The sequence below is a fragment of the Bradyrhizobium sp. 61 genome (genome assembly GCF_023073075.1).
Classification (GTDB): Bacteria; Pseudomonadota; Alphaproteobacteria; order Rhizobiales; family Xanthobacteraceae; genus Bradyrhizobium; species Bradyrhizobium barranii.
The window spans coordinates 21,381-47,957 of record NZ_JADPIU010000011.1 but is presented as its reverse complement, the minus strand read 5'-3'; the positions used below and the strand labels follow the sequence as shown (position 1 = coordinate 47,957).

Annotated in this window: 25 protein-coding genes and 4 pseudogenes; 18 read left to right on the top strand and 11 right to left on the bottom strand. The window is 63.3% G+C overall.

Features of this window, described 5'->3' with window-relative positions; genetic code table 11:
• Window positions 1–51: 51 nt before the first annotated feature.
• On the bottom strand, window positions 52–357 hold the full coding sequence (locus tag IVB46_RS05155; protein ID WP_247302784.1) for a hypothetical protein: 306 nt from the start codon (window positions 355–357) through the stop codon (window positions 52–54).
• 471 nt (window positions 358–828) lie between these two features.
• Here IVB46_RS05155 and IVB46_RS05150 point away from each other — a divergent pair, with 471 nt between their 5' ends.
• Together IVB46_RS05150 and IVB46_RS05145 are read left to right on the top strand one after the other, a co-directional pair.
• Window positions 829–2,433 carry an FAD-binding protein gene (locus tag IVB46_RS05150; protein WP_247302782.1) on the top strand — a complete coding sequence of 535 codons (1,605 nt, stop codon included), beginning with the start codon at window positions 829–831 and terminating at the stop codon, window positions 2,431–2,433.
• On the top strand, window positions 2,430–2,816 hold the full coding sequence (locus tag IVB46_RS05145; RefSeq protein WP_247302780.1) for a ferredoxin family protein: 387 nt from the start codon (window positions 2,430–2,432) through the stop codon (window positions 2,814–2,816). The genes IVB46_RS05150 and IVB46_RS05145 overlap by 4 nt, the downstream gene beginning before the upstream one ends.
• 11 nt (window positions 2,817–2,827) lie before the next feature.
• Here IVB46_RS05145 and IVB46_RS05140 read toward each other — a convergent pair whose 3' ends face one another.
• Window positions 2,828–3,226 carry a VOC family protein gene (locus IVB46_RS05140; RefSeq protein WP_247302778.1) on the bottom strand — a complete coding sequence of 133 codons (399 nt, stop codon included), beginning with the start codon at window positions 3,224–3,226 and terminating at the stop codon, window positions 2,828–2,830.
• A 218-nt stretch (window positions 3,227–3,444) separates the two neighbouring features.
• Here IVB46_RS05140 and IVB46_RS05135 point away from each other — a divergent pair, with 218 nt between their 5' ends.
• The 3 genes from IVB46_RS05135 to IVB46_RS05125 all read left to right on the top strand — a co-directional run bounded on the left by IVB46_RS05135 (window position 3,445) and on the right by IVB46_RS05125 (window position 5,770).
• On the top strand, window positions 3,445–4,437 hold the full coding sequence (locus IVB46_RS05135; protein ID WP_247342207.1) for an NAD(P)-dependent oxidoreductase: 993 nt from the start codon (window positions 3,445–3,447) through the stop codon (window positions 4,435–4,437).
• 17 nt (window positions 4,438–4,454) lie between these two features.
• Window positions 4,455–5,237, top strand: a complete 783-nt coding sequence (locus IVB46_RS05130) for a class II aldolase/adducin family protein (protein WP_247302774.1) — start codon at window positions 4,455–4,457, stop codon at window positions 5,235–5,237.
• A gap of 131 nt (window positions 5,238–5,368) precedes the next feature.
• Window positions 5,369–5,770: a VOC family protein gene (locus IVB46_RS05125; RefSeq protein WP_247302772.1), complete on the top strand. Its 402-nt coding sequence runs from the start codon at window positions 5,369–5,371 to the stop codon at window positions 5,768–5,770.
• A gap of 38 nt (window positions 5,771–5,808) precedes the next feature.
• On the opposite strand, the gene IVB46_RS05120 is transcribed toward IVB46_RS05125, so the two are convergent.
• On the bottom strand, window positions 5,809–7,161 hold the full coding sequence (locus IVB46_RS05120) for an FAD/NAD(P)-binding protein (RefSeq protein WP_247302771.1): 1,353 nt from the start codon (window positions 7,159–7,161) through the stop codon (window positions 5,809–5,811).
• A 155-nt stretch (window positions 7,162–7,316) separates the two neighbouring features.
• The gene (locus tag IVB46_RS05115; RefSeq protein WP_247302769.1) at window positions 7,317–8,267 is read right to left on the bottom strand and encodes a LysR family transcriptional regulator; all 951 of its coding nucleotides are present in this window, start codon (window positions 8,265–8,267) and stop codon (window positions 7,317–7,319) included.
• Window positions 8,268–8,465: 198 nt separating this feature from the next.
• On the opposite strand from IVB46_RS05115, the gene IVB46_RS05110 reads away from it, so the two are divergent.
• Together IVB46_RS05110 and IVB46_RS05105 are read left to right on the top strand one after the other, a co-directional pair.
• On the top strand, window positions 8,466–9,242 hold the full coding sequence (locus IVB46_RS05110) for a hypothetical protein (RefSeq protein WP_247302767.1): 777 nt from the start codon (window positions 8,466–8,468) through the stop codon (window positions 9,240–9,242).
• Window positions 9,239–10,252, top strand: coding sequence for a DUF2891 domain-containing protein (locus IVB46_RS05105; RefSeq protein ID WP_247302765.1), 1,014 nt, complete (start codon window positions 9,239–9,241; stop codon window positions 10,250–10,252). The genes IVB46_RS05110 and IVB46_RS05105 overlap by 4 nt, the downstream gene beginning before the upstream one ends.
• A gap of 45 nt (window positions 10,253–10,297) precedes the next feature.
• Here the strand turns inward: IVB46_RS05105 and IVB46_RS05100 are convergent, their stop codons facing one another.
• From IVB46_RS05100 to IVB46_RS05085, 4 genes are read right to left on the bottom strand one after another with little or no spacing between them, the layout of a single operon-like run.
• Window positions 10,298–12,019, bottom strand: a complete 1,722-nt coding sequence (locus IVB46_RS05100; RefSeq protein ID WP_247302763.1) for an ABC transporter ATP-binding protein — start codon at window positions 12,017–12,019, stop codon at window positions 10,298–10,300.
• Window positions 11,998–12,846 (bottom strand): ABC transporter permease, encoded by an 849-nt coding sequence (locus IVB46_RS05095; RefSeq protein ID WP_247302761.1) that lies wholly within the window; start codon window positions 12,844–12,846, stop codon window positions 11,998–12,000. Before IVB46_RS05095 ends, IVB46_RS05100 begins: the two co-directional genes overlap by 22 nt.
• The gene (locus tag IVB46_RS05090) at window positions 12,843–13,853 is read right to left on the bottom strand and encodes an ABC transporter permease (RefSeq protein ID WP_247302759.1); all 1,011 of its coding nucleotides are present in this window, start codon (window positions 13,851–13,853) and stop codon (window positions 12,843–12,845) included. Before IVB46_RS05090 ends, IVB46_RS05095 begins: the two co-directional genes overlap by 4 nt.
• A 34-nt stretch (window positions 13,854–13,887) precedes the next feature.
• Entirely contained in the window at window positions 13,888–15,540 is a 1,653-nt protein-coding gene (locus tag IVB46_RS05085) for an ABC transporter substrate-binding protein (protein WP_247302757.1), read from the bottom strand.
• 445 nt (window positions 15,541–15,985) lie between these two features.
• On the opposite strand from IVB46_RS05085, the gene IVB46_RS05080 reads away from it, so the two are divergent.
• The 5 genes from IVB46_RS05080 to IVB46_RS05060 are packed head-to-tail and all read left to right on the top strand — an operon-like array spanning window position 15,986 to window position 20,529.
• Entirely contained in the window at window positions 15,986–16,909 is a 924-nt protein-coding gene (locus tag IVB46_RS05080) for an ABC transporter permease subunit (protein ID WP_247302755.1), read from the top strand.
• Window positions 16,906–17,634: an ABC transporter ATP-binding protein gene (locus tag IVB46_RS05075; protein WP_247302754.1), complete on the top strand. Its 729-nt coding sequence runs from the start codon at window positions 16,906–16,908 to the stop codon at window positions 17,632–17,634. Before IVB46_RS05080 ends, IVB46_RS05075 begins: the two co-directional genes overlap by 4 nt.
• Window positions 17,635–17,654: 20 nt before the next feature.
• On the top strand, window positions 17,655–18,737 hold the full coding sequence (locus IVB46_RS05070) for an ABC transporter substrate-binding protein (RefSeq protein WP_247302752.1): 1,083 nt from the start codon (window positions 17,655–17,657) through the stop codon (window positions 18,735–18,737).
• Window positions 18,738–18,768: 31 nt separating this feature from the next.
• On the top strand, window positions 18,769–19,194 hold the full coding sequence (locus IVB46_RS05065; protein ID WP_247302751.1) for an OsmC family protein: 426 nt from the start codon (window positions 18,769–18,771) through the stop codon (window positions 19,192–19,194).
• Between the two features lie 3 nt (window positions 19,195–19,197).
• Window positions 19,198–20,529 carry an LLM class flavin-dependent oxidoreductase gene (locus tag IVB46_RS05060; protein ID WP_247342202.1) on the top strand — a complete coding sequence of 444 codons (1,332 nt, stop codon included), beginning with the start codon at window positions 19,198–19,200 and terminating at the stop codon, window positions 20,527–20,529.
• 43 nt (window positions 20,530–20,572) lie between these two features.
• On the opposite strand, the gene IVB46_RS45045 is transcribed toward IVB46_RS05060, so the two are convergent.
• Window positions 20,573–20,923: a hypothetical protein gene (locus IVB46_RS45045; RefSeq protein ID WP_247303113.1), complete on the bottom strand. Its 351-nt coding sequence runs from the start codon at window positions 20,921–20,923 to the stop codon at window positions 20,573–20,575.
• 32 nt (window positions 20,924–20,955) lie between these two features.
• Between IVB46_RS45045 and IVB46_RS05050 the strand changes: the two are divergent.
• The 3 genes and pseudogenes from IVB46_RS05050 to IVB46_RS05040 all read left to right on the top strand — a co-directional run.
• A pseudogene (locus IVB46_RS05050) lies at window positions 20,956–21,261 on the top strand (HAD-IA family hydrolase); the annotation flags it as partial.
• Between the two features lie 67 nt (window positions 21,262–21,328).
• The gene (locus tag IVB46_RS05045) at window positions 21,329–21,832 is read left to right on the top strand and encodes an NUDIX domain-containing protein (protein WP_247302747.1); all 504 of its coding nucleotides are present in this window, start codon (window positions 21,329–21,331) and stop codon (window positions 21,830–21,832) included.
• A complete protein-coding gene (locus tag IVB46_RS05040) occupies window positions 21,829–22,293 on the top strand; it encodes a metallophosphoesterase family protein (protein WP_247302745.1) in 465 nt (154 codons plus the stop codon). Before IVB46_RS05045 ends, IVB46_RS05040 begins: the two co-directional genes overlap by 4 nt.
• A gap of 21 nt (window positions 22,294–22,314) precedes the next feature.
• On the opposite strand, the pseudogene ligD reads toward IVB46_RS05040, so the two are convergent.
• Window positions 22,315–23,225: pseudogene (gene ligD, locus IVB46_RS05035) on the bottom strand (non-homologous end-joining DNA ligase).
• Between the two features lie 186 nt (window positions 23,226–23,411).
• On the opposite strand from ligD, the pseudogene IVB46_RS05030 reads away from it, so the two are divergent.
• The 3 genes and pseudogenes from IVB46_RS05030 to IVB46_RS05020 all read left to right on the top strand — a co-directional run bounded on the left by IVB46_RS05030 (window position 23,412) and on the right by IVB46_RS05020 (window position 25,329).
• Window positions 23,412–24,025: pseudogene (locus tag IVB46_RS05030) on the top strand (cell envelope biogenesis protein TolA).
• 397 nt (window positions 24,026–24,422) lie between these two features.
• A pseudogene (locus tag IVB46_RS44830) lies at window positions 24,423–24,644 on the top strand (2,3-dihydroxyphenylpropionate 1,2-dioxygenase); the annotation flags it as partial.
• Between the two features lie 169 nt (window positions 24,645–24,813).
• Complete coding sequence (locus IVB46_RS05020) at window positions 24,814–25,329, top strand: MFS transporter (protein WP_247302743.1); 516 nt, start codon at window positions 24,814–24,816, stop codon at window positions 25,327–25,329.
• A gap of 41 nt (window positions 25,330–25,370) precedes the next feature.
• Here IVB46_RS05020 and IVB46_RS05015 read toward each other — a convergent pair whose 3' ends face one another.
• Window positions 25,371–26,576 carry a M24 family metallopeptidase gene (locus tag IVB46_RS05015; RefSeq protein WP_247342200.1) on the bottom strand — a complete coding sequence of 402 codons (1,206 nt, stop codon included), beginning with the start codon at window positions 26,574–26,576 and terminating at the stop codon, window positions 25,371–25,373.
• Window position 26,577 lies beyond the last annotated feature (1 nt).

The window sequence follows — 26,577 nt, the reverse complement described above, 5'->3', positions numbered from 1 at the left end:
GGGCCGGCACAAGGCCGACCCGCGTCATCGCTCGTCGGTGTACGAGGGTGATCAGGCCGCCTTCATCGGCATGCACATCATCATCATGCCGCCGCAGCTCATCATCATGGGCATGCCCATCTGCATCATGTTGGTCATGCTCTCGCAGCACTTCATGAACATGTCCTTCATGGACGGATCCACCGGCGTCATCTCGCAGGTCATGCCGGTGGGGGTCATGGTGTACTTCATCTGGCAGGCCATCATCATCGGCATGCCCATCATGTTCATCATCGGCATCATGCTGCCGGCCATGGCGGGGTTCATCATGCCGCCCATCATCATCGGCATCGGCATCATCTGCATCGCGGTGTTCATTGTCGCTCTCCGGGGGGAAGTAGGAAGCACTCATTTGCGCTGCCCAAAGAGATAAAGTGCGCTGCGCTGGAAGAGAATTGGGAAATGTTCGTCTCATTCGCTTTCGTCCAAGAAAATGGAAGGCTTGTGAAGCTTGGGGACTGGGTTTGCCGATATAACAGAAATGAATCCGTAATATTGGATACGTGGCGGCGATTTGACCGTTCCTGAGAGCTTGCTCGCTGATCAATTCTGGAGAGCTCTGTTTCATTCGCCGTCAGCGCCAGAGAAGTCTGTTCTATGCCGGAGCAGCCATTTTCCTGACCTCAACTCTGACGACATGACTCGTTCGCGATGGGCGGCCAAAAGAGTTTTGCCTTTCATTGACGCGAATGTCGCTCGGTTCAAAACATGTGCTGGGGCGTTGCCTTCGTGGACCTGGCATTTCTCCGGTGCCGACGAAGCCGCCGCTGTTGGCCAGAGGCAGAGATCGTGGCGTCGTCCTTACTTGAAGAGCTTTCGATAACGACCGACGTACTGATCGTCGGCGGCGGGATGGCAGGCGCCTGGGCGGCGACCTCCGCCGCGCAGGCCGGAGCGAAAGTCGTGCTGGTCGACAAGGGCTATTGCGGCACCAGTGGCGTCACGGCCGCCGCAGGGCCGGGCCATTGGTGGGTCCCGCCGGATCCTCCAGCGGCGCGCGACGCAACCGTCGCCAATCGCGTCGCAAGCGGCCTTGGTCTCGGCGAAGCGGAGTGGATGTATCGCATCCTCGACCAGACCTGGCGCACGCTGCCGACGCTGGCGCGCTACTACAAGTTCGGCGCCGACGACGAGGGACGGGTGAATTATCGCGCCGTGCGGGGCCCTGAATACATGCGCGCCTTGCGCCAGCAGGTGCTGGGTCACGGCGTCACCATCCTCGATCATTCGCCCATCCTTGAACTTTTGGCACGATCCGACGGCTCGATCGGCGGTGCCCGTGGCCAGCGCCGGCAGGATGGTGGGAGACCGTACCAGATCGAGGCCGAAGCGGTGGTGCTCGCGGCCGGCGGCACCAGCTTCCTGTCACACCTGCTGGGGTCGCAAACCAACACCGGCGACGGCTATCTCATGGCGGCCGAGGCGGGCGCGGAGATGTCCGGCATGGAATTCACCGCTGCCTACACCATCGCGCCGGCGCATTCGACGATGACGCGAAGCATGGCTTATTCCTTCGCGATTTATTCTGACACTGACGGTCGGGAGCTCGACCTGCCGTTCGGTCCCGAGCAGACCGCGCATCTCGCCCGGGCGCTGCAATGCGGACCGGTCTACTGCTCGCTGCACCGGCTGCCCGACGACATCAAGGCAAGGCTGCATACCATCTCGCCCAACGTTCCGCTGGTATTCGACCGCTGGGGCATCGACCCCTACCGGGATCGGTTCGAAGTCACGCTGCACAATGACGGCACCATCCGCGGGATCGGCGGCGTGCGCGTTCACGACGCGGATTGCGCGACATCGGTACCGGGACTGTTCGTCGCCGGCGACAACGCATCGCGCGAAAAGGTCGCGGGTGCGATTTCCGGCGGCGGCAACGTCAATTCGGCGTGGGCATTGTCGTCCGGCGTGTTCGCGGGAGCTGCGGCTGCGCGCGTGGCGCGCAACATGAAAAGTCGCTCCACGGAGCTCACGCCGCTTGGGCAGGCCGGGCTGCGTCCATATGGCCGGTCAAAGGATATTGACGTGGCCGCAGCCAGGGCCGGCGTGCGCGCCGAGATGCATCCGTTCGAGAAGAACTTGTTCCGCACCGGGGCAGGACTTGCGGCCTCTTCGCAGGCGCTCGATGATTTGTGGAGTGAGGTGGCCAGTCACGGACAGGCGGGCTCGCTCGCCCTGCGGGAGACAGCGGCGCTGCTGGCCACGGCGCGCTGGTCCGTCGCCACGGCGGCAGTTCGTAATGAGAGCAGGGGACTTCACCGTCGTGAGGATTATCCAGCGCAGGATGCGCGATTGGCCGGGCGCCTGCTCAGCGGTGGACTGGATCGGGTATGGGTTGCGCCGGATCGTCCATCTGCGGGCGTACAACTAGGTCAACTCGAGGCGGCGTCATGATCGAACTCATCGTCGCGGAGCGCTGCACCGATTGTGGGGCATGTATCGAGGTCTGCCCGGTCAACGTGCTCGATCCCGGTCCCGATGGCCTGCCGGTTCTCGCGCGCGTCGAAGATTGCCAGACTTGCTTCATGTGTGAGCTTTATTGCCGTGCAGACGCGATCTACGTCGCGTCCGATTGCGACCGCCGCGTCTCCGTGAGCGAGGAGGACGTGCTGGCGTCCGGTAGCCTCGGCCAATATCGGAAGCACTCCGGCTGGGATGAATGGGCGGAGCACTTTCCCAACGAGCAATGGCTGATGGAGACCGTGTTCCGCCGCGCCGGCGAGGCCGCGGCCCAATCGCGGGCAGTGCGGCCGGAGGGCCTTCGCGGAAAGGAATAGAAGCGGTCCGATCAGCGAGAGGCCGACGACAGCACGTCCGCCGGATGCTTGTCGTCGTGCTCGACATATTCGACCAGCGTCTGGTCCGGATGACGCACCAGCATGTTGCGGCCTGTCGGCACCGGCTTCGGTGCCTCCAGGATCGTCGCGCCGACCGTCGGCAGATGCGCGGCAAACGCCTCGATGTCCTCCACCATGAACGTCATGTGAGTCGCGGTGAACCGCCTCAGGCTCTGTTCGGTCCCGGCGATGAGCAGGATCGACGCGACCTGCGCCAGTCTCAGATCGTACTCCGGATAATCGAAGCGGAGACGCGCTTTCTGGCCGATCAGCGTTTCGTAGAAGGTGACGGCCGGGTCGAGTTGTTCCAGCGGCAGGCAGCGACGGGTCAGGATGTTGAGGATTTTCATGAGCGAACTCCTTGATCTCCGCTCAAGATCGGATCGCTCGCGATGATGTCAAGCCGTGCGCGCCGAAGCGCTGCCGACAGATCGTGTGCAGAGACGAATCCTTATGTCACGGTCGGAAGCGTCATCCTGTTGTTGCCTGATGCCGATGATCTTTGAAAAGACTATCTTGTCGCGAGCGCCTAGCATGTCCGCATCAAAGCTATTGTGAACGTCGCGACATGAATACCCCCCGAATTGAAAGCCGGCGCGCATCCACCAGCGTGCGATCACCGATCATCGTCAATCACCTTGGCCCGGACATTCGTGCTGCGCTGGCCGATCACTGGTCGCGACCGCTGATCATCGATCATCCCGCCGATCGCGCGCCATGGGAGATCGCCCCCGAGGCCGACGTGCTGCTGACGCGGCCGCTGGCGGGCTGGCACGGCGCGCCCAGGGAGAAGCCGGCGGGCTGGCCGTTTGGCCTCCGCTGGATCCAGACCGCATCGACCGGCATCGATTTCTTTCCGGCGTGGCTGCTCGACGGGCCCGTGGTTACCGTCGGTCGTGGCATCTCGGCCGATCCAATCGCGGAATATGTCCTTGCGGCAATCCTCGGCTTCGAGAAGCGCATCCACGATATCCGTCCGCGTAGCCGTGCAGAATGGAAGATCACCCCGCTGGGCTCGCTTAGCGGCAAGACGATCGGTATCGCGGGTTTCGGTGCCATCGGCCGTGCCGTTGCCGAGCGGGCCAAGCCGTTCGGCGTCAACATCAGGGTTCTCAGGCGCTCGGCGTGGCCCTATGTCCTTCCGGGCATCCGGCCGGCCGATAGCATCGAGGAACTGGTCGAGGTTTCTGATCATCTCGTCCTCGCTCTGCCAGCGACGAGCAAGACGGCGCGTCTGATCAACGCCGACGTGCTGGCGCGCGCCAAGACATCGCTGCACCTGATCAATGTCGCGCGCGGACGGATCGTCGACCAGGGCGCCCTGTTGCAGGCGCTCGACGAGGGAAAAATTGCCGGCGCCACGCTCGATGTCACCGACCCCGAGCCGCCGCCGGAAGGCGATCCGATCTATAGTCATCCCAAGGTCGTCCTGACCCCGCATGTGTCATGGAAGGGTGGCGAGGATGCTAAGCGGCTGGCGGACAAGACGCTGGTCAACCTCGACGCCTATGCGCATGGCGTGGCGCTGGCCGACGTGTTCGATAGGAACCTCGAGTACTAGAAAAGGAACCGCAACCAATGAACAAGGTCATCGAGAAGCCGAAGAAGTATTCGCTGGTCGAGCGCACGCCGGCGGCGACGTTCGAGGAGGAGCGGTTGCATCGCAAGCAGAGGCTTGCCGCAACCTTCCGCCTGTTCTCGCGTTACGGCTTCGATCAGGGCCTCGCAGGCCACGTCACCGTGCGCGACCCGGAATTTCCCGAGCGGTTCTGGATCAACCCGCTGTCAAAGCATTTCAGCCAGATCAAGGTCTCCGACCTTCAACTGGTCGACCACGACGGCAACATCCTGATCGGCGACAAGCCGATCAACCAGGCCGGCTTCGTGATTCACTCTGCGATCCACGCCGCCCATCCGGAGGTGATCGCGGCCGCCCACACCCATTCGACCTATGGCAAGGCCTGGTCGGCGCTCGGCCGTCTGCTCGATCCGCTGACGCAGGATTCCTGCGCCTTCTACGAGGACCACGTGTTGTTCGATCCGTTTTCCGGCGTCGTGCTGGAGGCGGAAGAGGGCCGCAAGATCGCGCAAGCGCTGGGATCCAAGAAGGCCGCCATCTTGCAGAACCACGGCCTGCTCACGGTCGGACCGACGATCGAGGCGGCCGCCTGGTGGTACATCGCGATGGACAATGCCGCGCGCGCTCAGTTGCTCGCCGAAGCCGCCGGAACGCCAAAGCCGATCCCCCATGAGATCGCCAGCCTGACCTCGCGGCAGGTCGGTACGCACAAGGGCGGCTATTTCAGCTTCCAGCCGCTCTGGGACTGGATCACCGAGGCGGAGCCGGACCTGTTCAATTAGAACCTGGCCTTCTGAGCCGGGCCGATGGCCCGACTCGTTGCGTTGCGTCGCGCCCGGCCATCGTGAGATATTCGGGGCAGGCGGCTTGTCGCGCTTGTGCAGGCTGCCGCAGCGGTGAGGAGCAGGGCGACGTGGTCAAGGGTCTGCCGAGCGAAGTTGAAGTCATCACATTGTTCGTCGATGACATCGTGTCGTCGAAGGCGTTTTACGCCAAGGTTTTTGCATCTGAGAAGGTCTGGGAGGATGCGGTCTCCTCCGTGCTTCGATTTGGTGGCCTCCTGATCAATCTTCTCGAGGTGTCTCAGGCGCCGCCGCTCGTTGAACCGTTGCGCGTCGCCCAGTCCTCGGCAGGGGCGCGCGCGCTCCTGACGATTAGGGTCGCTGACGTCGACCAAGTGTGTTCGGCCCTTCAGGAGATTGGCGTCGATCTGGTCAACGGGCCGATCGATCGCCCCTGGGGACGGCGTACCGCGTCCTTTGCCGACCCTTCAGGTCATGTCTGGGAGATCGCGCAGGTGATTAAACGGGGATAGAGACCGCTTACGGCGAAGTTCGCTCTCCGCCCTGTGACTTAAAGCGAATGGCTACGGAGCCGCCCTGCCAGTTCCGCGCATTGCTGCCTTATGTCGGGAACGGCAATGATCTCCCAGAACGCGGCCCGCGTCAGCGGGCCGACGGCGTAAAGACGACGCGAGGGGGATCCGTCACGATTGACGATCGCGCAGTCGGGTGTGACGTCGATACCGATGCGCAGGGGATCAATGCGGGCAAGGCCCTGGTCGAGCAGGCTGCGGACGGCCGGGTTGGTGCAGGCGCCGGGGTCGCGGACGATACCGGTGCAGTCGATGATGGCTCCGACTTGCAGCTCGGACGTTTCGCTTTGGCCGCGTCTGCGGTATTGAACGAGCGCACCGTCGGGGTTCGGAGTGAAGGCGGCGAGCTTGCCGGCGATGACCGTCAGCCGCTTTGCCGCCAGAGCTTCCGCGATGCGAGTCTCTACCTCCGGCGCGGTGCGGTGGCGATGGACATCCCACCAGGCGCGAGCGTGTTCCAGGAAACGGCGCCGGGAGCTCAATGGCAGCTCCTGCCAAAGCCGCTGAGTGAAAGGTCTGATCGCATCGATGGCACCGCGCCAGTCACCGCCCTCGGCGACGTGCAGCTCGATACGGCGACGAAACCAGCGTAGCAGCGGCCCGATCTCCGCGCCGAACGGTATCTCGTGCTCGGCGAAGCGCATGGGATCGACCCGCCGGTGGGCCTTCGGCAGCAGGCCGCGCCGCGACATTGCGACGATCCGCCCCTCGTGTCCGTAGCGAAGCAACGACAGGACATAGTCGACCATCGAGAGACCTGTGCCGAGGATGAGCACGGTGGCTTCCGTGTTGATGCCGGCCTCTTTGGGTGAGGTCCAGGGCTCGGCATGGCCAGCCAGCAGCGGGGCCGCGGCGTCATGGCCGGTCGCGAGAATGGCCGTGCTCCCGGTGACGAATGTTCCGTCTGCAAGGGTGACTGCGACGTCGGAGGGAGTTTCCCGGATAGCCGCGCATTCGCCATGCACGATGGTGAGGCCGTGACGCGTATCATGCGATTTCAGCGGCGCGATCAGATCGGCGAGATAGTCCCCGTAGGTCTGCCGTGGAACGAAGCAGTAGGGATCTGGGCATAGCGGCCCATCGGGCCGGCCGCACAGCCAATTCCAAAAATGTTCGGGCTCGTCGGGCAGTGCGCTCATATTGGTCACGCGCACGTTGAGGAGATGTTCGGGATTGCCTGCATGATAGGCAAGTCCGCGTCCGATCTCCGCTCGCTTTTCGATCAGCGTCACGCAGAGATCAGACGGATTGGTCTTCAGGAGTTGAAAGGCGAGAAGAACGCCACTGGCGCCCCCGCCGATGACGATCGCATGCCGCCCTTCCGGACCCATCGTGCCGCCCCACTGATCAGCCGATTAACGCTGCAGGATCGGTTTTGGTTCTACCGCTCAAATGCGTTGATTGTCAGACAAGTTCTATATTCTCGTCGCGGGCCAAAAAAGAGGGATGACACTCTGTTGAAGTGCCGTTTACCGGAACGATCTTGTCAAAGCTCCCTGCAAACACGACCGACCAATTTGATGAACCAGCGCAGGGCCGGATCTGCCATGGCGCGGCGGGTGTGGAGCAGATCGATCGTGAATGCCTCCACATCGTAAGGAACCGGAACGATGGATACGCCGGCGGTCCTCGCGAAGCGGCGCGCGATGCGCTCGGACATGGTCGCCACGAGATCGGTTCCGGCAACTGCAAATGGCACCGCGACCACATGGGCGAGCGTAACCGCCGTCCGGCGCTTGCGTCCGTGCCGGGCCAGCATCGTGTCGATTGCGCCCGGTAACCCGTCGCCGCCTGCGGAAGAGAACAGCACATGCGGAAGACGCGCGTAATCGTCCTTCGTGAGTCGGGCTTTCCCTTCGGCGCGCTTGGTGTCACGAACGCAGACGAAGTTCTCCGTGAACAGTGTGCATCGGGTGACGCGCGGGGAAGCGGGAAGATGGCCGCCGATCAGCACATCGACATCGCCGCGCTCCAGGCTCGTGACGCTCGCGACGGGATCGATGATGGGACGCACCAAGAGATCGATGCCCGGAGCCGCCCGCCGCAGCGCCTTAACCAGTGGTGGCACCACGACGAGGTCGCCATAATCGGTTGCCGCAACGGACAGGCGACGGCGAGCTGTCGCGGGATCGAACGTTGGCGTGGGTGCGAGCGCGCCCCTGATCTGCGCCAGCGCGTCGCCGATCGGTTGAATCAGCGCGAGCGCCTTGGCCGTCGGTTGCATGCCGGAGGCCGAGCGCACGAACAGTTCATCGCCAAACAGGGCGCGCAGCCGCGTCAATACGCTACTCATCGATGGTTGCGCCAGGCCGATGCGCTCTCCAGCGCGGGTCACATGTCGCTCCTCCATCAGCGCCTCGAAGGCGACCAAGAGGTTGAGATCGATGGAAGCTAAATTCATGTGAGCAATGATAGATATGGTAATAATCGATTTCAAGAATGACGCCAGGCGTGATCCTGTTGCGAGAGAACACGACTGGACGAGGCGTATGCGACCTTCACTCCTGCGCCTCATTCCGCGCGGACCGACATTGCTGGCGCTTGGCGTCCTGCTTGGACTGGTCTTTCCAGCTCTCGCGAATCTGGCGCACCCGTTGATGCCGGCCACGATCTTCCTGATCGTACTTGGAAGCTGTTGCGGATCGACAGCCAGGCTGTCATCGCCGCGCTGCGGCAGCCATCGCTCTCCGTGCTGTTGCCCGCAATCGTCATGGTTGCCTGTCCGCTGCTGGTCGGTGTTGCCGGACACGCTCTAAGTCTCGGTCCGGAGATCGCGCTTGCGGTCGTGCTCGCCGTCTCGGCACCGCCATCGAGCGGCACGGCGGCGGTGGCACGTATGCTAGGGCTCGACGGCGCGGTGCCGCTCGTGGTGACGGTGTTGTCCATGGTGCTGGCCCCGATCACCGTGCCGCTTCTTGCGGGCTGGTTCGGGGGACTCGAGATCGGTGCGCTCGAACTCGCGATTCGGCTGGCGCTGTTGATCGGCAGCGCCGAAGGCGTGGCTTTCCTCGTCCGTCGGCACGCGGCCTCGATGCTGGCGGCCCATGGCGGGGTTGTCGACGCGGTCATCGTCGCGGCGCTCCTCGTCTTTGCCGTTGCGGCCATGGCCGGCACTCGCGCGCAGATCGCGGCCGATGTGCAAGCCGCGACGCTCTGCCTTGGACTCGCCTTTGCCTGCAATATCGCCCTTCAAATGGCGGGCGCCGCTCTGCTGCCGGGCAATCTGAGCCAGCGCTTGATGATCGGCCTTATCCTCGGTAATCGCAATGTCGGCCTGGTCTGGTCGGCGCTCGGTGCTGCCGCCTCGCCACGCGTGGCCTTATACTTCGCCGCGACGCAATTTCCGATCTACCTCCTGCCGCGCCTGATCGAAACATTGATCGGCCGACACACTAGAAAGGCCAAGCCGTGACCACGCCCGATCTCACCCTCGACCACGCCCAGCACTTCGCTCGCATCGCACTCGGCCATGTCAGGCGGGAATATCCCAACAATGTGGACCACGCGCTGGCTGAGCCGTCGGACGCTCGTACGCCGAGCCAGCTGCACCCGATCTTCTACGGCAGCTATGACTGGCACTCCTGCGTCCACAGCTACTGGATGTTGGCGCGACTGCTGCGCCGCTATCCTGATTTTGCGCCGGGCTCCGACATCCGCGCTCTGTTCGATACGCAATTCGTGCCCGACAAGGTCGCCGCCGAGCGTGCTTACTTCGTTCGCCCAACTGCCCGCGGCTTCAAGCGGCCCTATGGCTGGGGCTGGCTCCTGAAGCTCGCGACCGAGCTCGCACTCCACCCCGACGATCGCTGGAGCCGCAATCTCGCACCGCTGGCCGAGGTCATCGCGCAGCGCTTTCGCGACTTTCTGCCGCTGGCGCATTATCCGGTCCGCGTCGGCACGCATTTCAACACAGCGTTTGGCCTGCGGATGGCGGCCGACTATGCCGGGATCAAGAAGGATGAATCGCTGGTCGCGCTACTGCGGGAGACTGGCTTGCGCTGGTACGGTGAGGACAGCGACTGCCCGGCCTGGGGTGAGCCGAGCGGCGACGATTTCCAGTCCTCCGCTCTCATCGAGGCCGAGTGCATGCGGCGCCTGTTGACCCCGGATGCGTTCCTGCCCTGGTTCGATCGGTTTCTGCCGCGACTCACCGAGGGGCAGCCGGCAACGCTGTTCCGGCCCGCGACGGTGACCGATCGTACCGACGGCAAGATCGCCCATCTTGATGGCCTCAATCTCAGCCGGGCCTGGTGCTGGCGTTCTCTCGGTGACGCCTTGCCGGCAGGCGACATCCGTCGCGCCGTTGCTCATGACGCGGCGCAGGAGCATCTGGCCGCAGGCCTTCCCCATCTCGCTGAGCACTATATGGGAGAGCACTGGCTCGCGAGCTTCGCCGTTCTCGCGCTCGATGATGATGAATGAGCGCGCCTGCGAACGTCTGCTGCAATCCAGGACGACGTCGCTCGATCAATCGGCAGCCATGACCAGCCGAGGGCGCGGCTGCGCCCCATGTGCGACACCGGCGCCACCTGATGGAATCGAAGCCAGCAGCGACCTCGTATAGGATTGTCGGGGATTGTCGAAGATGTCGGTGACGGTCCCGTGTTCGACAATGCGTCCGCGGTGCATCACCGAGACGGTATGGCAAAACTGGCGCACCAGGGCCAAATCGTGAGAGACGAAGACATAGGTCAGGCCGAGGTCGGCTTGCAGCGAGAGCAGGACCTCGATGATGCCGGCCTGAACGGTGACGTCGAGCGCGGAAGTTGGTTCGTCGAGCACGATCACGTCGGGCTTGAGCACCAGCGATCGGGCGATCGCAACGCGCTGGCGCTGGCCGCCTGACAGGGCTCCCGGCTTGCGGGTGAGCAAATGCTCGCGGAGCCCGACATCGGCCAAAGACTGACGGACTCGCTCGACCCGCTCCTTGTCGGTTCCGATCTTGAACCGGTCGAGCGGCTCGCGCACCAGCCGCTCGACGGTCCAGGTCGGGTCGAGCGAAGTGAATGGGTTCTGGTAGATGAGTTGAAGGTGGCGCCACGCCGCGCGCAACTCACCGGGCGAGCGGCCGGTGAGTTGCTCCCCGGCGACCGAGATGGTCCCGGTGTCGGGTTGCTCGAGGCCAAGCAGCAGCCGCACCGCCGTGGTCTTGCCCGAACCGGACTCGCCGACCAGCGCGTGCGTGGTGCCAGCCGGGACGGAGAACGACACATTGTCGACGGCGGTCGTCGTCTTGCCATCGACAGTGAAGGTCTTCGTGACGGCGCTGACTTCGATCTTGGGTGCTTCGCCAGCGTCAGTCCCAAGCGAACGGAAGCCGGGGTCGCGCAGCGCGGCGTAGCGGTCGGGGTTGAGCGCCGGGACGTCGGCGTGCAGCTTCCTTGCGTAGACTGAAGCCGGCGCGGAGAAGACAGAAGCGGTCTTGCCGGCTTCCTGGATGACGCCGTCCTTGAGCACCACCAGCGAATTCGCCCGCTCGGCTGCGATCGCCAGATCGTGGGTGATGAGCAGCAGGCTGATATTCAGTTCGTGCTGTAGCCGCGAGAGCAAGTCGAGGATCCGCTTCTGGATCGTGACGTCGAGCGCGGAAGTCGGCTCGTCGGCGACTAGCAGTGATGGCCGCGGGAGAATTGCGAGGCCGATTAGCACACGCTGGAGCATGCCGCCGGACAGTTGGTGCGGGTAGGAGTCGTAGACGCGCCGTGGATTGTCGAGCCCCACCTGGGCGAATGTGTCTAATATGAGCTGCTTGCGGATCGCCCTGTCGGGCTCGTCGAGCAGCGCGGCGGCCTCTTGCGCCTGAGCGCCGATCGTGCGCACCGGGTTGAGTGCGTTGGCGGGGTCCTGCGGGACGAACCCGATGGCGCGCCCCCGCAGCGGCCGGAAGCCACGCTCGGAAATCCCCAGAACCTCCTGGCCGTCGAACGCGACGCGGCCGGTGGCGTGGCCACCGCTGGGGAGCAACCGAAGGACCGCGCGGGCGATCGTCGACTTGCCCGAGCCGGACTCTCCGATCAGGGCGAGGCTGTCGCCGCGGCCGAGTTCGAACCCCATCTTGGTAACAACCTCCTGCTTGCCGTAGCAGACCGACAGGCCGTCGACCCGGAGCAGCGGAATCGACCGCAGCGGGATCGGCGCGGTAATCTCGGCGCGAGCGGGCTGGGTGGTCAGTCTGTCTTGCGCAGCCATCGGCTGATCCTGTTCACAGAGAGGACGGTCGCGATCGTGACGAAGGCGGGCGCGTACACCAGCCACGGCCATTTGAGGTAGTCCTTGCCGATCGAGATCAGCAGACCCCAGTCGGAGGCCGGCGGCGGATCGCCGTAGCCGAGGAAGGCGAGGCTGGCGATCACCAGGATCGACAGGCCGAACTGCAGCACGGCGAGCGGGAGCACCGAGCGTGATGCGTTCGGCAGCACGTGTCGCAGCAGGATATGCCAGCGCGAGCCGCCCAGCAGCAACGACGCCTCGACGAACGTCGCCTGCCGGGTCTTGATCACTTCCGAACGCATCACCCGGGCGAACACGGCCACCGCCGACACGCCGGTCGCGATCGCTGCGTTCGTCGTGTCGAAACCGATGGCGGTGACGACGATGACCGCCAACAGGAAGTTCGGGATCGCCAGCAGCACATCGACCAGGCGGGCAAGTACGATGTCGACCCAGCCGCCGAGGAAGCCGGCCAAAAGGCCGATGAGGCCGCCGGTAACAGTGGCGATGACGACGGCGATGAGTGCGCTCGTCACCGATGACGCCGTGCCATAGACGACGCGGGTGTAGAGATCGCGGCCCAGATGGTCGGTGCCGAACCAATGCGCTGCGCTGGGGCCAAGCAGCTTGTCGGCGGGGACGCCGATGACCGGGCTATGGCTCGTGAACAAGCCAGGTGCGAGCGACCATGCAATCACGAGCGCGATGACCGCGAACGAGAGCACGACAGTCGGCGGCAGTCGAAAGGCTGTCAGCCGGCTGATCGTCGTGACCCGCGATGCGGAGGGGAAGGAAGCGAGAGTCATGATGTCATCGCATGGGACATGCCAGCGGAGCTGTCGTCAGCGGTGGTCGGGCGAACCTTGCGACCGCCGATCAGCTTCACGCGCGGGTCGAGCAGGGGGTAGACGAGGTCGGCGATCAAGTTGACGAGCACGAACACCATTGCGGCCAGCGAGACGACTGCTTGCAGGACGGGCAGGTCCTGCGTGCTCACCGAACGCTGCACCAGGCTGCCGATGCCTGTGCGTCCGAACACCGTCTCGGTGATCAGCGAGCCGCCGAGCAGCTCGCCGATGGCGAGAGCGATCACGGTGACGACCGGAAGCGAAGACGGCTTGAGCAGGTGTTTGGCGAACAGGCGCATCTGCGTGAGACCGCGACCGCGCGCGACCGCGGCGTACTCCTGCTCGGATTCGTTGTCGAGGTTCGCGATCAGCACCTCGGCGATCCGTGCGGAGACGGGGACGCCGAGCGCAACCGCGGCGAAGAAGGTCGCCCAGAAGCTGTTGGGATCGATCACGCGGAAGAGGCCGAGCTGGAATCCGAAGACGTGGATCAGCACCAGGCCGATCACGAAGTTGGGCACTGACAGGAACAACGACGGGAAGCCCCGCAGCAGGCCCCCGCCGAAGCGCTTCGGAAGGAACTGCGTGCCGTAGCCGATCGTCACCGCCAGCAGCAGCGCCATGACAAAAGCCGCGGACGCGAGGAGCAACGTCGAGGGGAGCACCTCGGCGACCAGCGTCGTCACGGGCCGGTTGGACCGCATCGACAGACCGAGATCGCCGGTCACGAAGTTGGACAAGGACGTCCATAGCTGGACCGGAATCGGCCGGTCCAGGCCCTGAGCGGCGATGATCTCCTTGATCTGGCTCTCGGTGAACCCGTTCTGCGGGTCGCGCAGGACGTTGGTGATGGGGTCGCCCGGCAGGATGCTGACGACGACGAAGGTGAAGACATAGGCCAGCAGGATGACGACGACAGCCTGAGCGAGGCGCTTTGCGGCATAGCGCAAATAGGCATTGCTCATGCCGGCCTCCTTCTCACGCCGCTCGGTCGCATCGTTATTCGCCTATCGTGGCCGTGTAATAGCTGGCGTAAGCGATGCCGTTGTAGACCTCGCCCTTCAGCCTGGGGGACTGCACGTAGATGCGCTGAACGATCTGCGTGCGCGGGATGAAGTAGCCCTGCTCGAGCACATAGGTCTGCAACTCGTCGAGAAGCGGATTGCGAATTTCGGTCGAGGCGGCGCTGGCGATCTTGTCACGCAGGTCGTTTAGCTTCTTGTCGCTGTCGCCGAGGTTGAACCAGTTCTCGCCGTTGTTGGCGTCGGTGAGAATGCTGGCCACGGTGCCGGCGTCGATGAAGCTGCGCGTCACCTCGTAGGCCGGCACGGCCGGTCCGCCGAACCTGACCTTCTCGCCGAACGTCACGACGTCATAGGCCCGGATGGTGACCTTCCAGCCGATCTTGCCGAGTTGCTGGGCGATGAGTTCGTCGATCGACTTCGCAGTCGCGAGGTATGGGTTGGAGTAGAGCGTCAGCGTCAGCTGCTTGCCGTCCTTGGTCCGGATGCCGCCGGCGCCCTTGGTCCAGCCGGCCTCGTCGAGCAGCTTCTCGGCCTTGCCGGGATTGTAGACCAGGAGGTCGCTGTGGTCGGTTGCACCGGGTACGTTGCTCTGGATGAACGACGTCGCCGGCTTCCAGTCGGGTGTGTAGACGGTGTCGAGGATTTCCTTCCGGTCGATTCCGGCCTGGAGGGCCTGGCGCACCTTCACATCGTTGTACGGCTCCAGCTTGGTGTTGACCGCCAGGCCGTTGACGAAGCCGAGATAGCGCGGCGTCGCGACGGTGAAGCCCGCCTGCTTGAGCGATTTCAATTCTTGCGGCGAGGCGTTGTAGGCGATTTCGGCCTGGCCGGACTGGACGGCGGCGACCCGCAGCGATGGCTCGGACACCAGCTTGTAGGTGATCGAATCGAGGAAGGCCGGGCCGGTGTGGCCGACGGCTGCAGGACCCCAATTGTAGTCCTTGCGCTTGACCAGCTTGACGAAGTCTCCCTCCTTCCAGGACGCGACCTGGTACGGGCCGCTGCCGGATGTCTTCGCAAGGTCGGCCTGCTGGGCAGCGGGCTGCGCGATCGTCTTCGGAGAGATGAGGATCGAGCCGTGGTAGCCGAGGGTCGGGATGAAGCCGAGCGTCGGCGCCCTGAATACGACCTTCACCGTGTTGGCGTCGACCGCCTCGGCGCGGTCGTAGGTCTTCGGGAAGAGGCCAACCGGGTTGATGCCCTCGTTTCGTCGCCCGGCGTACCAGATGTCGAGGTTGGCGACGACCGCCGAAGCGTCGAGCGGCGTGCCGTCGGAGAAGGTCACTCCCTTCTTGAGGTGCAGGGTGAACTGGGTGGCGTCGTTGTTCTGCTCCCAGCTCTCGGCGATCCAGGGGCTGACCTTGCCGTCCGCGTCGACATAGACGAGCTTGTCGGTCACATGGCCCCAGATGTGGCCCTGGAAGCTGGAGATGGAGCTGTTGTTCGGGATCCAGGTGCTGCCCAGCGAGTCGATCAGGAAGGTGATGTCGCCGCCATTCTTCTGACCGCCCGCACCGTGAACCTGAGACAGACCCGCCATTGTCGTCAAGGCGGCGGCCGTCACTGCGGAGATGGTGACCAACAGGCGTCGCCGGGAAGGCGAGAGCGAAGAGAAGCGTGCGGTCATGGATAGCTCCTGATGATCGGCGGCGTCGATCGGGTCACATTTTTCGGATCTGAGAAGATGCACAGGAGAAGCGAAATGAAGAGGCGTGGCCATTCCAAATTTCGCACGAGACGGACAACAAATGCCTCTGGATCGGGGCAGTGAGCGTGATAGCTGCTTCGTTTCCAGCGCGAATGCGCGCGATTGGGGGCAGTCTGCGACCGAACACCGCAACTGTTGTCGCCTCGCTCGCGCGTTGGGCCGGGTTCAGCTTCGAGACGATCCTCTCGATCGCATTATGTCGCGTGACGCATCGCCAAATTGAAAAGACATTCTGCAAAAGGCGGAGCGCAGTAGAACGGCACTGATGCCGGCAAGCGAAAATTGAATTTTACTACCATCGAATTGCGCGCCGGAGTTTGCGAAGGTGACGCCGTCTCAGGTGAGACGGAGCAAGTTCGATTTCATGACGGATGCGTCGCTACTTTCCGGGCCTGCCGATGCGACGGCGTCGCCGGCGGCCGGTCGCACGGAACCATTTCCCTGTGAATCCGTGGTGACGGTGGTGGCCGACGTTGCGCGTCCGTCGGGCATGTCGGGATCGAGCGTGCGCGGTCTGCCATGGCGCTCATTTTTTTTACCCTGGCTTCTACCGTTGGGCCTGCTTCTGGTCTGGCAATTCCTGTCGGCGACAGGAATTGTGTCTACAGCCATCGTGCCCGCTCCTTCCGACATCTGGGACGCTGCGCGGCAGCTTTCTGAGCGCGGCGAATTGCAGCACGACGTCCTTGTCAGCCTTCGCCGGGTCGCCATCGGCTTCAGCATCGGTGCCCTTGGTGGGCTGCTGTTCGGCCTGGCCGTCGGGTTGTTCGAGCTGTTGCACGATCTTTTCGATCGGTCGCTGCAGATGATCCGGACCATTCCGCACCTGGCATTGGTCCCGCTGATGATCCTCTGGTTCGGCATCGGGGAGGAGCCGCGGCTCATTCTCGTGGCGATGGGTTCGCTCTTCCCGGTCTACATCAACACGGTCGGGGGCATCCGCAACGTCGATCCCAAACTGATCGAACTCGGAAGATCCTACGGGCTTGGCCGCGCCGAACTGGTCTGGTCGATCATTCTGCCGGCGGCGCTGCAGCCGATCCTGGTCGGCATGCGTTATGCGCTCGGCGTAGCCTGGCTCACCCTGGTCGTGGGGGAAACGATCGCGTCGCGGGACGGCGTCGGATACCTCGTGCAGAATGCCCGAGAGCTTTTGCGCATCGACATCATCGTGCTCGCCATCATCCTTTACGCCATCGCAGGCTGGCTGTCGGATCTCGTCACGCGTGTGATCGAACGGCGTCTGTTGCGCTGGCATCCGAACTATGCGGATCGGCTGAAGGCATGAGCGGAGCCAGCGTCAGCCTGCGTTCGGTCGGCAAATCGTTCGCCGGCCGCACGGTCCTGAACGGCGTCGATCTCGACATCGCCGCCGGCCAATTCGTCTCGATCATCGGGCCGAGCGGAGCCGGCAAGTCGACACTTCTGCGCCTCGTGGCAGGTCTGGACGCGCCCTCGCACGGTCTCATCGAGCTTCGCGCGACGGGCCACAAGGCTGACGTGCGCCTGATGTTCCAGGAGGATCGCCTGCTGCCGTGGCGGACCGTGCTCGGCAACGTGCTGCTGGGCGTCAAGGGCAGGAAGCAGGACGCCGGGCGTATCCTCGACGCAGTCGGGTTGCAGGGGCGCGAAAGTGAATTTCCGGTCGGACTGTCCGGCGGCCAGCGCCAGCGCGTGGCGCTGGCGAGGGCGCTGATCCACGAGCCAGACCTGTTGCTGCTCGACGAGCCGTTCGGCGCGCTCGACGCCATCACCCGCGCTGCGATGCAGTTGCTGCTGGAGCAGTTGCTCGTCGCACGGCCCCGCACCGTCGTGCTGGTAACGCACGACGTCGAGGAAGCCTTGTTGCTTTCCGATCGCGTGCTCCTGGTCAAGGATGGAGGCATCGCACGCGACTTGATCTTCGATCAGCCGCGTCCCCGGCATCGCAGCGATCCGGTGCTGGCGACCCTGAAGGAGGAACTGCTCGACGGTCTGCTGACGGCCGAGCGCGACTTGGCTGCCGTTGCATGAATAGACAAAAGGATGACGACATGACTTTGAATGGCTCGACCAGCGATCGCATTGGTATCTCCCGGCGAACGGTGTTGTCGGTCGGCGCGGGACTTGCTGCGGCGTCCGCAGGTTTAGGTGGAATGCCGCGCGCGAAAGCCGCCGAGCCGGCGCCGTCGCAACTGACCGTCGCGGTCATCGGAGACGGCCGCACCGGCGTCTGGGCATCGCTGCGCGCAGGCGTGGGTGGCCGCAATCTCGAGCAGGAGCTCGGCACCAAGATCGTCTGGCAACCCGGCTTTACCGCGTCGCTGCCGGTTATGGAGGCGATCAAGGCCGGCTCCGTCGATTTCACGTTTGCAACCGCAACCGCGGTTGTGAACGCCGTTCCTGCGCGCGTACCGATCGTGCCGCTTGCGGCCTATCCGCTGCCAGTCGATGAAGTCGATTTCCTGGTGCAGACCAACTCGCCGATCAAGACGGCGGCCGATCTGAAAGGCAAGAAGATCGCCCATCAGAACGGTACGACCGGGACTTACAGCCTGATCAAATATCTGGAGACTGCCGGCTTGCGATTGTCTGACGTCCAGGCCGTCAGCCTGAGCGGTGCGGATGCGTTCACGGCCTTCGCGCAAGGAAGCATCGACGGCTGGATTCACTGGCAGCCGGCCACGGCGCTGGCGCTGACAAAGCTCGGCGGCAAGGCACGTCTGCTGCCTGACGTGAAGACCTACGACTACGCCTTCTACGTCGCGCGCAGTGACGTCGCGGTGAAATATCCGCAGCTCTTCGCCAGGTTCGTGAAGATTATCCGGGAGACCCAGGCCTACATTTTCGCGCATCCGGCCGAGTCCGTTGCGCTGTGGGCCTCGCAGGGCGGCTTTCCGCCGAACGGGACCGAGCAGGCCGTCTACGAGAAGCTTGTCCGCGATGCCAGGCTGTCGGAGTCGACCGCGGTTGCGCTCAAGCCGATCGATGATGCGGCGGCAGCGTCGACTCAGGATCTCGCCGACAATTTCCAGGCGCTCGGCGTGCTTCCGAACAAGGTCGACGTCCGATCGTTCCTGCTTGGCACGCAGTTCGACACGACAAAGAAGGCCGTTGCGCTGGAGCTCGGCGCCTAAGCGGCCACGCCGGTAACACGAGAGAAACATCATGAACGCTCAAAGCGGCGAGACGGTATCGATCACCTCTGCCACCATCGGCCAGTTTGGCCGCTATTTGCTCAGCGCGGGTCGGAACCATTTCGTTTCGGACCAGCGCGTCGCCATCGGTGGCCCCGGTGAGGCGATCAACGCCGGCGAATTACTGCTGTCGTCGCTCGGGAGCTGCTCGCTCGGGCTCATTCAAAAGACCGCGAAGGAGCAGGGGATCGTGCTGCGCGAGGCCAGGTCCGAAGTCTCATTCCGCCGTCACGCGACCGATCCGACCCAGTACGAATGGATTCGCATCGCCGTGCGCCTGTCCGGCGTGACGGCGGGCGAGGCTGAGACGCTGGTCGCTGGCTTCACCGCGAACTGTCCGATCTACAACACGCTGAAGCGCGGCGGTCCCGTCGAGATCTCCTGGACTGTGAGCTGATCCATGCCCGACAAGAAACTGCATCTTGCCGCCTTTGTCTCCGCAGGTCCCGTCTCCGGAAGCCACGCCGGATGGCGGCATCCGGATGCCGACGGCGACCTGCTGTCCGCTGTCTACTATCAGAACATCGGGCGGTTGCTGGAGCAGGGGCGGTTCGACCTTCTGTTCATTGCCGACATCCTCGCGATCCCGGACACGCTAGGCGGCAGCCTGGACAGCCAGCTGCGGTACGGCGCGCTGGGCGCGCTGCGGCTCGATCCGCTGGTGGTGCTCTCGATCATCGCGGGCGCGACCAAGCATCTCGGTCTTGGCGCGACCATTTCGACAACCTACGCCCAGCCCTATGTCCTGGCGCGCGCGCTCGCGACGCTCGATCATCTCAGCGGCGGTCGCGCCGCCTGGAACATCGTCACCTCGTTCCAGGAGGCCGAGGCTCGCAATTTCGGCCTGACTGAGCAGCTGTCTCGCGAGGGGCGCTACGAACGCGCTGACGAATTTCTCGAGGTCGTGACCAAGCTATGGGATTCGTGGGAGGATGGTGCGCTGGTTCGCGATCGCCAGACACCGCTGTTCGCCGACCCTGCACGGGTGCACCGGATCGATCATTCCGGCAAATGGTTCAACGTGCGCGGCCCGCTCAATGTCAGCCGGCCGCCGCAAGGACGCCCGGTCTTCATCCAGGCCGGTGCTTCGGATCGTGGTCGCGACTTTGCTGCGCGATGGGCGGAGGTCATCTTCGTGACGCCAGGCCTGATCGACGTCGCTGTCGAATTCCGCAATGACCTGCGCGCTCGCGCGGTGTGTTTCGGTCGAGACCCCGATACGATCAAGGTGCTGCCCGGCATCGTCCCTGTGATCGGCGACACGGAGAAACAGGCCAAGGCGCTGCACGACCAACTCCATGAACTGTCGCATCCGGAGTCCGGCCTCTCGACATTGTCCTATCATCTCGGCGTCGATCTCTCGCGCTTCCCACAGGATCAGGTCCTGCCCGAGAATCTCGACGTGCCCGGTGTCGAAGGGCACTACCGGGAGGTCTCCGAACTGACGCGTCGTTCGGGCCTGAGCCTCGCGGATCTGGGACAGCGTTATGGCGCGGGGAGAACCACCAGCGGCTTCGCCGGCACGCCCGGCACGGTGGCTGACCGCATGCAGGAGTGGTTCGAGGCCGGTGCCTGCGACGGCTTCATGCTGCAGGTCCCATATCTTCCAGGGGGCCTGGAGCAACTGGTCCACGGCCTCGTGCCGGAGTTGCAGCGCCGTAGCTTGTTCCGGACCGAGTACGACGGCTCGACCTTGCGCGATTCGCTGGGCTTGTCTCGCCCGGCGGGATAACGGGCATATTGCAGGCGGTCGTTTCAACGAGGGGCAGCCGCGGTCAGCCCTCCAAAGTGTCCCCTGGCGCAGCGGGAGGCGGCGGCCTGAGCTGCCAGTCCGACGCCTGGATTGCAATGGTTTGCAGGTCGTATTTGGCATTCTGGATGTCTTGGATAGACCAGCGAGCGGGATCGAGTTCCGGCAGTTCGTGCGGAAAATCGAAATCACGAAGCTCATCACGAACTGGTTCTTCTTCGCGACCGGCGAGAAAGCGAATGAGAATTGCAGTTAGCTCGCTGGTACATAGACCCAGAACCCGATCCATGTTCTGAGGGCCATCAGGATTGTGAGGTCCGACATGGTCAAAGAGCATGCGATAGCCTTCGTGCGCGTGGTTATTGGACACGATCATGCTCCGGATGCTCTCTTCGAGATGGATCGGTCGACATCGCAGGCATCGCCGACCTGGTGGACCTGAAAACATCTTCGGACGATGTAGAAGAATCCAAACCCGCACCGGATATCTTCGAGATCGTGCTCGAGAAGCTCAAGATCGAAGGCGGCGACGCTGTCGCGATCGGTGACACGCCCTATGACGCTGAAGCGGCGGGGAAGGCTGGCATCGCGACCATCGGCGTGCTTTGCGGCGGCTTTGCTGAGAGCTCGCTGAGGCAAGCCGGATGCGTCGAGGTATATCCGGGGCCTGCTGCGCTACTAGCCTGTTTCGAACGTTCGTTGCTGCGCAAATAGCCAAACGTCGCGCCTCGGATCCTGCGCTGTTGCTCAGCCTCGATTTGCGTCGCAAACTGGAAGCGATATGGCAGCGCTGACAAAGACTACCAGGCGATCGACATTGAGCGCGGGCATTCTGGCCTACCGGAAAGGCGCTCACGGGCTCGAGGTTCTGCTCGTTCACCCCGGCGGTCCGTTCTGGCGCAAGAAGGACGACGGCGCCTGGTCCATCCCGAAGGGTGAAATCGATGCCGCGGAAGATCCAGAGCAGGCCGCGCGACGTGAGTTTGCCGAGGAACTCGGCACCAGCGCCTCGATTGGTCGGCTGCAGGCCTTAGGGGAGGTTCGCCAGCGAGGAGGCAAACGCGTCATCGCATTCGCCGGAGAGGGACATTTTGACCCGGCGACACTGGCGAGCAATATTTTTGATATCGAATGGCCGCCCCGAAGCGGTCGGCGACAGAACTTTCCCGAAGTCGACCGCGCAGAATGGTTCGATATCGAGTTCGCACGAACGAAGATGCTGTCCGGACAAATGGAGCTTCTCGATCGTCTTTTGGCGATCGCGGGTGAGAGCGCCGGGAAATGATGTTCAAGATTGGAATCATTTCGGACACGCACGGCCTGTTGAGGCCCGAGGCGGAACGACGCCTGACGGGCGTCGATCACATCGTTCACGCCGGCGATATCGGGCGCCCCGAGATTGTCGACGCGCTTCGCCGGATCGCGCCCGTCACCGCCATCCGTGGAAACGTGGACAGCGGCGAGTGGGCCCGCGAATACCCCGACACGAAACTCGTGCGCCTGGCGGGAAAGTCGATCTACGTTCTGCACGACCTGAAGACGCTGCAGGTCGATCCCGGCGCCGGCATCGACGTGATCGTCTCAGGGCATTCCCACGTACCGAACTTCGACACGGTCGGCGGCGTTCTCTACCTGAATCCCGGCAGCGCGGGACGGCGGCGCTTCAAGTTGCCGATCACGCTTGCGACGCTCGAAGTCACGCCTGAGGGCATACGACCGGAAATCCACGACCTTGGAGGCGACTGAACCACCGCCGCGGTGGGATCGCTATTTACGTGAACGTTCTCGTTCGCGCACGACGTCCTTCGCCCGCTTGTCGGACCTGAGTCCGAGGTAGACGGGCTGACGCAGTTCGCCCTTGCCCGTCCACTCCGCGAATTGGACCTCGGCAACCAGCGAGGGCCTGACCCAGGACGTGGCGGCCTCGTCCTTCACTTTGGCAGGAAAGGGTGATTTGGGAGCCGCCAGCTTCACCTGCTTGGCGTGAAGGTCTTCCAGGACCTTGTGGCTGAAGCCAGTGCCTACATGTCCGATGTAGCGCCACGCGTCGTCTTCCCGCACGGCGAGGACCAGGGCGCCGAAGAACGGCCTGGTGCGTCTGGGCGCTGTGAAGCCGGCGATCACCACTTCCTGTCGCTTTACCGTCTTGATCTTCAGCCAATCCGGGGTCCGGCTTCCGGACGTATACGCGCTGTCGGCGCGCTTCGCCATGACGCCTTCCAAACCCTTCCGCTCCGCCTCGGAGAAGAATTTGGTACCATCCCCTTTGCGGTGAGCGCGCTGAAGGCGACCAGCTTGTCGCGCGGTAGAATCGCCTTCAGCCGCTTCTTGCGTTCAAGGAGAGGCTGCCTGCGCAAGTCCACTGCGTTCTCAAATATGAGATCGAAAGCGCAATACAGGAGCTTCGCTTCATGGCGCAGCGCATTTTGGAGCAGCTGGAAATGCGAGACGTCGTCCTTTCCGATCGCGACGAGTTCGCCATCGATCACAGCGTCGCCCTTCACGCCCTCCAGCGCTTTGGCGACCTCCATATAACTGCGGCTGATGATTTTGCCGTTGCGGCTGTAGAGCGCAACCTTGCCCCGCCGGATGACCGCGATCATCCGGAAGCCGTCGTACTTGTCCCCGAAAACCCAGCCGGGGTCGTCGAACGGCGCGTCGGTGAGCGTAGCGAGCATCGGCTACAGGCGCTTGGGCAGGGTCGACGTCCGGCTCATTCGCGGGCCAATCCTTCAGAACTCGTTGCGTAATGCATGGACGTCCTTCAAGGATTAAGGAACGCTCCACGGCCGCGCCATGTTCCGTCATGCGCCGGGACAATCCAATAGCGCGGGCGTTGATGATCGGGGAGGGCGGCGAAACAGATGGCGAGAAAACTCAAGACCTACCAGACTTCGCTGGGCTTCTTCGATCTGGCGATGGCCGCTCCCTCCATGAAAGCGGCTCTGGAAGCCTGGGCGCAGACAGCAATCTCTTCCATCAGGGTGCGGCGAAGGAGAGCCACGATCCGGACGTCATCGCCGCCACCATGGCAAAGCCCGGCGTCGTTCTCAGGCGCCCGGTTGGCACCGACCGGCCTTTCAACGAACATGCCGAGCTGCCCACCGATCTTGGCGTCGGTGGACCAAGGAAAGCCGCCCGCAAGTCGAAAGGCCCAAAGGCGAAGAAGCGTTCGTCTCGCCCCGTCGACAAGGCTGCGGAGCGGAAGGCCGCTCTCGGCTACGAACGAGAGCAGTCGCGCGGCGAGCTTGAACGGGCGAAGGAAGAGGCCGCCAAGCAGAAGGAGCGTAAACGCCGTCAGCAGGCGATCGACAAGGCGCAGGCTGCGCTGGACAAGGCCGGGCAGGGGCGCGCCAAGCGGGCCATCACCATCCATTCCGAGATCGAGGCTCTTGAGAAGAGATTGCAAGCCGAAGAAGCCCGCTGGGATAAGGAGAAGGAGCGATTGGAAGCCGCGTTGCGGCGCGCACGGGGTTAGTTAACGGTTCTTAGTCGGCGGCACCCGCGAGCAGCGCCATCAACCCGCATTGGCCTATGGCGGAGCGGCTTACGCTCTGCTTCCGCTTCGGCGGTATAGCTGACGTGGCCGGACTTGCCGCTCCGTCGCTCGTGTAGCGATTGACCCAATGCAGAAGTCATCTACTCGACCCGACAAACGCCGTCCCCTGCTTCGGTATGACGTAGGCCAGCAATCGCGCCGCGGGTTGAAAGCGCGAATAGAGGGTGTGTGCAGGCCCTGCGTCACTGATGGTCATTCGTCGAACGGTTGATTGCTCCCCTCGATCAACGGTGTCATCGGCGCCTCACGAACATGTGTCCGGCAACACAGCATGGACGGGAAAATCACCATTGACGTACGATCGTAATTTCATATTATGATCGTAATGGCATTAGGCGGAATTAGCCATGACATCGCCACGCCTCGAATGGGCATGGTGAACGAGGAGTTCGACCGCACTTTCCTCGGCCTGATGGAAGACGGCGATATCGACGGCACGATCTCGTACGCGACCGACTTCGTCCATACGGCGGGCAATGGCTGCGAAGAGATCCGCATGTGGATGGCGGCTATGGGCGCGGCCGGCGGCGCACCTTACCGGCGCACCTATTACAGGGCGGCCCACGATTGGTATACCGGCATCGGCACTGCTCGCCTCGGTCAGATCAACATGCGCAAGGTTGATGGTTGGCAGACGCTCGCCACAAAACCCATCGATCAGCCGATTGACCTCGCCGCCTGAAACGATACCTTCATGTTCCCGGAGAATGCACCACACTGAATTCCAACCGCATTCCGGACGGCACCTCGACGGTGGAGCAACCCCGGCACATGCGGCTGCAGTTCAGTCCGTCTTTGGTCTGTCGGTGCTGATCGGTCGGTTTCTGACCGGAGTGCTGCTGGACTATGTCGCGGCAAAGAAGCTGATGAGCATCGTCTGCGTCGGTGGGGCGGTTGCCTGCAGCCTTTATGCAATCGGATCCGCTTGGGGCGTTGAATTCATCTGCGCCATCCTGATTGGTGCGATCTATGGCGCCGAATTCGATGTGCTGAGCTATGTTGTAAAGCGCTTCTTTGGGCTCGCCATCTTTGGTCGCGTCTACGGGCTGATCTTCGCCGTGTTCCAGTTCGGAGCAGCACTCGGTGCAACTGTACTGCCGCTCAGTCGAACTTACCTCGGTGGCTACGCGCCCGGGCTCCTTGCCTACGCACTTGCGTTGGTTGCCAGCGCTGTTCTCTTCCTGCTGCTGTCGCCTCAGATGAACGCCAAGGAGAATCTGTGATGGAATGAGCCATCATGGAGTGATCCCAGCCGTCGACCCGGTCAGTCGACCTCGAAGATCTGTTTCTTCGTTTGATGAAGGCATTCGCCGACGCCGTTTTCCTCGATCACATAATTATCGCAAATCACCGCGAACAGAGAGGGGGTCTCATAGCCGGGGTGGACGGCGAGGCACATGCCCTGCCGCAGCTCCATATCGTCGTCCTGCCGGATGAGCGGCCGCTCCACCATGTCGTAGCCCTGGCCATGCGCATAAAGCCGCGTTTCCTGGGGCATGCCGTTTTGCTTCATATAGACGTTGTGCGCGGCGAAGATGTCCCTGACGGATACGCCGGGCTTCATGAGGCTGAGCGAGTAGGCCTGGGCGGCTTTGACGGCGGCGAACGCGTCGGTCAGCTCCGAGGTGGCCTTGCCCAGGACGATCGTTCGCGCAATTTCCGTATAGAAGCCACCAGGTCCGTTAATTTCGATCAACAGAGAGAGGTGGTCGCCTCTCTGAAGCGTCCGGCCCTGCATGTAGCGCGGGACGAAGGGCGACCGGGTTCCGAGCGGGGAGGAGCCGCCGAGGAAGATACCCTGCTCGCTGCCGAGGATCTGGCCCTTGCGCTGGGCGATAGAGGTGACGTCGATGTCCCGCAATCCCGGACGAATCTCCTTGAGAACTTCTGCGAAGACCTCGTCCTGCAGCCGGGCGGTACGCCGGATAAGCGCGATCTCCTCGTCGCTCTTGATGGCTTTGATGGCGTCGATATCAGCGGTGATGTCGACGAATGAGGTCGAGCCAAGCTGGTCCTTTAGCGCCGCGACGAATCCGTAAGGCAGCGCCCCGGGTGTGACGAGGCCGATGGTATGATGGCGGTGACGGCGGAGCGCATCGATCGTCAGCCGGGCATCATCAAGATCGGTATAACCGATCGACGTAAATGATGGCGTATGCAGCATCTCGCCGACGCCGCGGTGCAGTGTTTCGTCAGCCGCGAAGGCTCGCCGGGCATTCGACGGTCCCATCTCGACCAGGCTCATCGGGGCCTCCGCGTGGAAAACCACGGTGCGAGGATAGCCGTTGTTGGCGGGAAGGTCGGTGAACCATTTTACGTAGCCGCCCAGCCAGTCGTTGGTGTTTTGCATCACGATAGCGTCGATGTCGCGATCCTTCATGACGCGACGAACCTCGTTCCAGCGCCGCGTCAGTTCAGCTTGCGAAATCCGGGTCAGAATACGGCTGGCGGGATCTATCACGATGGTCATG